This is a genomic window from Vibrio sp. HENC-03, from assembly GCF_000305755.2.
GTDB classification, from domain to species: Bacteria; Pseudomonadota; Gammaproteobacteria; order Enterobacterales; family Vibrionaceae; genus Vibrio; species Vibrio owensii.
In genome coordinates this window covers 264,978-269,252 of record NZ_JH976125.1, presented here as the reverse complement: position 1 = coordinate 269,252, position 4,275 = coordinate 264,978, and the positions used below count along the sequence as shown (strand labels likewise).

Here is a 4,275-nt window from a genome sequence, read left to right as displayed (position 1 = left end):
ATGTAGGATGTATTTGAAGTTGTCATAATTAGTCCTCAATGTGTAAACACATTTCAGGACGAGACACTCGTTGTAAAAAAGGCTTAACTGAACTAGTTAAGCCTATCTATTATGCGAAGAGGATTACATTACACGCATACCTGGTTGAGCACCTTCGTGTGGCTCAAGAATCCATAGATCGCTACCACCAGGGCCAGCGGCTAGGATCATGCCTTCAGACATACCAAACTTCATCTTACGTGGTTTTAGGTTAGCAACCATTACAGTTAGCTTGCCTTCTAGCTCTTCAGGTTTGTACGCTGACTTGATGCCAGAGAACACCTGACGAGTTTCACCGCCGATGTCTAGTTGGAACTTAAGCAGTTTGTTTGCTTTTGGCACTTCTTCACAAGAGATGATGCGAGCAATACGCATATCAACCGCTGCGAAAGCATCGAACTCAATCTCTTCAGCGATTGGATCTTTATCTAGCTCAGTTTGGCTAGCTTTGTTCTTTTCTGCTTCCGCTTTCTCTTTTGCTGCCATTTCTGCCGCAGCGTCTTCTTTCGATGCTTCGATCATCGCTTCGATGTTCTTAGGATCGATACGGTTGAACAGCGCTTTGAACTTAGTGATCTCGTGACCAGTCAGTGGTGCAGCAATGCCTTCCCAAGTTAGCTCTTCGTTTAGGAATGCTTCAGTACGTGCTGCTAGTGCAGGCATAACTGGTTTCAGGTAAGTCATTAGAACGCGGAACAGGTTAATACCTACAGAACAAATTTCTTGTAGTTCCTGATCTTTACCTTCTTCTTTTGCAACAACCCAAGGTGCTTTTTCGTCAACGTATTGGTTAGCTTTATCTGCTAGCGCCGTGATCTCTCGGATTGCACGACCAAACTCACGAGTTTCGTAAAGCTCTGCGATACGGTCTGCTGCTGCAACGAATTCGTTGTATAGCTCAGGTTCTGCAAAGTTTTCAGCCAACTTGCCTTCAAAACGTTTAGAGATGAAGCCAGCGTTACGAGAAGCTAGGTTAACAATCTTGTTTACTACGTCAGCGTTAACACGTTGAGTAAAGTCTTCAAGGTTTAGGTCTAGGTCGTCGATACGGCTGTTTAGTTTTGCCGCGTAGTAGTAACGCAAACACTCTGGATCTAGGTGATTCAGGTAAGTGCTTGCCTTAACAAACGTGCCTTTAGATTTAGACATCTTCGCGCCGTTTACCGTTACGTAGCCGTGTACGAATACGTTGTTTGGCTTACGGAAACCGCTGCCTTCTAGCATTGCTGGCCAGAATAGAGAGTGGAAGTAAACGATGTCTTTACCGATGAAGTGGTAAAGCTCAGTTGTGCTGTCTTTCTTCCAGTATTCGTCGAAATCTAGACCTTCAGTCTTGTCACATAGGTTCTTGAAAGAAGCCATGTAGCCAACCGGTGCATCTAGCCATACGTAGAAGAATTTGTTCTTCTCGCCTGGGATTTCGAAGCCGAAGTAAGGTGCATCGCGTGAGATATCCCACTGTTGCAAACCAGATTCGAACCACTCTTGCATCTTGTTAGCCGTTTCAGATTGTAGAGAACCTGAACGAGTCCACTCTTTTAGCATGCTTTCGAACTGAGGTAGGTCGAAGAAGAAGTGCTCAGAGTCTTTCATTACTGGAGTTGCGCCAGATACTGCTGATTTCGGGTTAATCAGTTCAGTTGGGTTGTACGTCTCACCACAGTTATCACAGTTGTCGCCGTATTGATCTTCCGACTTACACTTAGGGCAAGTACCTTTTACGAAACGATCCGGTAGGAACATTTCTTTCTCAGGGTCGAATAGTTGAGAAATCGTGCGGCTAGAGATAAAACCGTTTTTCTTCAGCTCAAGGTAGATGTGAGAAGCCAGTTCACGGTTCTCTTCTGAGTGTGTGCTGTGGTAGTTATCAAAGCTAATATCAAAGCCAGCGAAGTCTTTTTGATGCTCTTCGCTCACTGCAGCGATCATCTCTTCTGGCGTAATACCCATCTGTTGTGCTTTTAGCATGATTGGCGTGCCGTGAGCATCGTCAGCACAGATGAAGTTTACAGTGTTGCCACGTAGGCGTTGGTAGCGAACCCAGATGTCAGCTTGAATGTGCTCAAGCATGTGACCTAGGTGAATCGAACCATTAGCGTACGGAAGGGCACAAGTTACCAGCAGTTTTCTTGGATCGTTTGCCATACTTAATAATCGCTTTTTGATAGGTATAAAAAATAGAGACTAATACTACCCCATGAGTTCCCTAACGCCAAGGCATCAAACCATGGATTGCCTTAGTTTTTTTGGGGTTCTGAATCTCGCCGCTGGGTGCTACGATTAGATGCATAAAGGAGGCCTCATGCATCAGTTCACTTCAAAACAAGATTTTTGTCATTGGCTTAACCAGTTTCAACATCCACAGTTGGTGGAAAACTGGGCAGATATTAATGGTATGGTTGCAATCCCCGCGCAAGGTGGCATTCAAATTACCTTACCGTTTGCGAGCAACGAACTCCAAGTGGCGTTGAGCAGTTGGATTAAAGGGCAACAATCATCGGGTGATGTTCCAGCGTTTGATTTTCACATCGAACTGAATATCAAAGCGCTTGAGACGCAAGTTACCAATGCCGTCAAAGGCGTGAAAAACATTATCGCAGTTAGCTCAGCAAAGGGAGGTGTGGGTAAATCGACAACCGCGGTTAACCTTGCTTTAGCCATTGCACAGTCTGGTGCGAAAGTTGGCTTGTTAGATGCTGACATCTATGGCCCATCGGTTCCTATGATGTTAGGTCAAGAAGACGCAAAGCCTGAAGTTCGTGACGCCAAATGGATGGAGCCAATTTTTGCTCATGGCATCTATACTCATTCTATCGGTTACTTGGTGGATAAATCGGAAGCGGCTATTTGGCGTGGCCCTATGGCTTCTAAAGCGCTATCACAACTGCTAACCGAAACGGATTGGCCAGAGCTTGATTATCTGGTTATCGATATGCCGCCGGGTACGGGTGACATTCAGCTAACATTGTCACAGCAGATTCCAGTTACAGGCACTGTCCTTGTTACTACACCACAAGATCTTGCGTTAGCGGATGCACGTAAAGGTGCGGCTATGTTCCATAAAGTCAACGTGCCAGTTGTTGGCGTCGTTGAGAACATGAGTTACCACATTTGTAGTCAGTGTGGAGCGGTTGAGCATATTTTCGGTACTGGTGGTGCAGAGAAAATGTCACAAGAATTTGGCTTGGCACTGCTTGGGCAAATTCCGCTTCATATCTCTATGCGAGAAGATATCGATGCCGGTATTCCAACAGTGGCGAGACGCCCTGATAGTGAGCATGCGGGCTACTACAAACAGCTTGCTGACCGAGTTTGTGGCACCATGTATTGGCAAGGTAAAGCAAAACCGGATGCAATCAGTTTTACTATGGTGAACTGAGTTTAATATCAACGCTGGTTGAATATTGCACATTTAAACGTTTGCTGGGAGGTTAATCCTCTGAGCTGACAGAAACTTATAACGAAACCCTAATTCCAGCTAGTCACGAGGGGGTGAACTCCCTATAATCAGGCAGTTTATCTTTTTATGTGACTAGAAAATCATCATCGGGTGCAAATTAATGTCTGATAATAATCAATGCGTCATCGTCGGTATTGCTGGCGCTTCTGCTTCGGGAAAAAGTCTGATCGCGAGCACAATTTACAATGAGCTTCGCGAGAAAGTGGGCGATCATCAAATCGGTGTCATCACGGAAGATTGCTACTACAACGACCAAAGCAACCTAAGCATGGAAGAGCGTGTAAAGACTAACTACGATCACCCGAGCGCGTTGGACCACGACCTACTCTGTGAACACCTAGAGAAATTGGTGCGTGGAGAAGCTGTAGAAGTTCCAGAATACAGCTACACAGAGCACACTCGTACAAGCAACACCACTCCAATGACCCCTAAAAAGGTAATCATTCTTGAAGGTATCTTGCTGCTAACCGACCCTCGTCTACGTAACCTAATGCACGCGACGGTATTTATGGATACACCGTTGGACATCTGTCTACTGCGTCGTGTTAAGCGTGACGTTGAAGAGCGTGGTCGTACTATGGAGTCTGTTCTTAAGCAATACCAACAGACTGTTCGTCCGATGTTTATGCAGTTTATCGAACCTTCTAAGCAATACGCGGATATCATCGTTCCTCGCGGTGGTAAAAACCGTATCGCAATCGACGTTCTTAAAGCGCACATTGCAAAACTTCTGAAAGCTTAAGCCTTTAGACGGCTATATCGCTTTATTTTTGTAT

Annotated in this window: 3 protein-coding genes; 2 read left to right on the top strand and 1 reads right to left on the bottom strand. The window is 45.4% G+C overall.

Annotation, left to right across the window (positions count from 1 at the left end):
* Nucleotides 1-123: 123 nt before the first annotated feature.
* Nucleotides 124-2,184 carry a methionine--tRNA ligase gene (gene metG, locus VCHENC03_RS07345; protein WP_009707044.1) on the bottom strand — a complete coding sequence of 687 codons (2,061 nt, stop codon included), beginning with the start codon at nucleotides 2,182-2,184 and terminating at the stop codon, nucleotides 124-126.
* 157 nt (nucleotides 2,185-2,341) lie between these two features.
* On the opposite strand from metG, the gene apbC reads away from it, so the two are divergent.
* Both apbC and udk read left to right on the top strand, forming a co-directional pair.
* Nucleotides 2,342-3,418 carry an iron-sulfur cluster carrier protein ApbC gene (apbC, locus tag VCHENC03_RS07350; protein ID WP_009707043.1) on the top strand — a complete coding sequence of 359 codons (1,077 nt, stop codon included), beginning with the start codon at nucleotides 2,342-2,344 and terminating at the stop codon, nucleotides 3,416-3,418.
* A gap of 181 nt (nucleotides 3,419-3,599) precedes the next feature.
* Nucleotides 3,600-4,241, top strand: a complete 642-nt coding sequence (gene udk / locus VCHENC03_RS07355) for a uridine kinase (protein WP_009707042.1) — start codon at nucleotides 3,600-3,602, stop codon at nucleotides 4,239-4,241.
* Nucleotides 4,242-4,275: the final 34 nt, after the last annotated feature.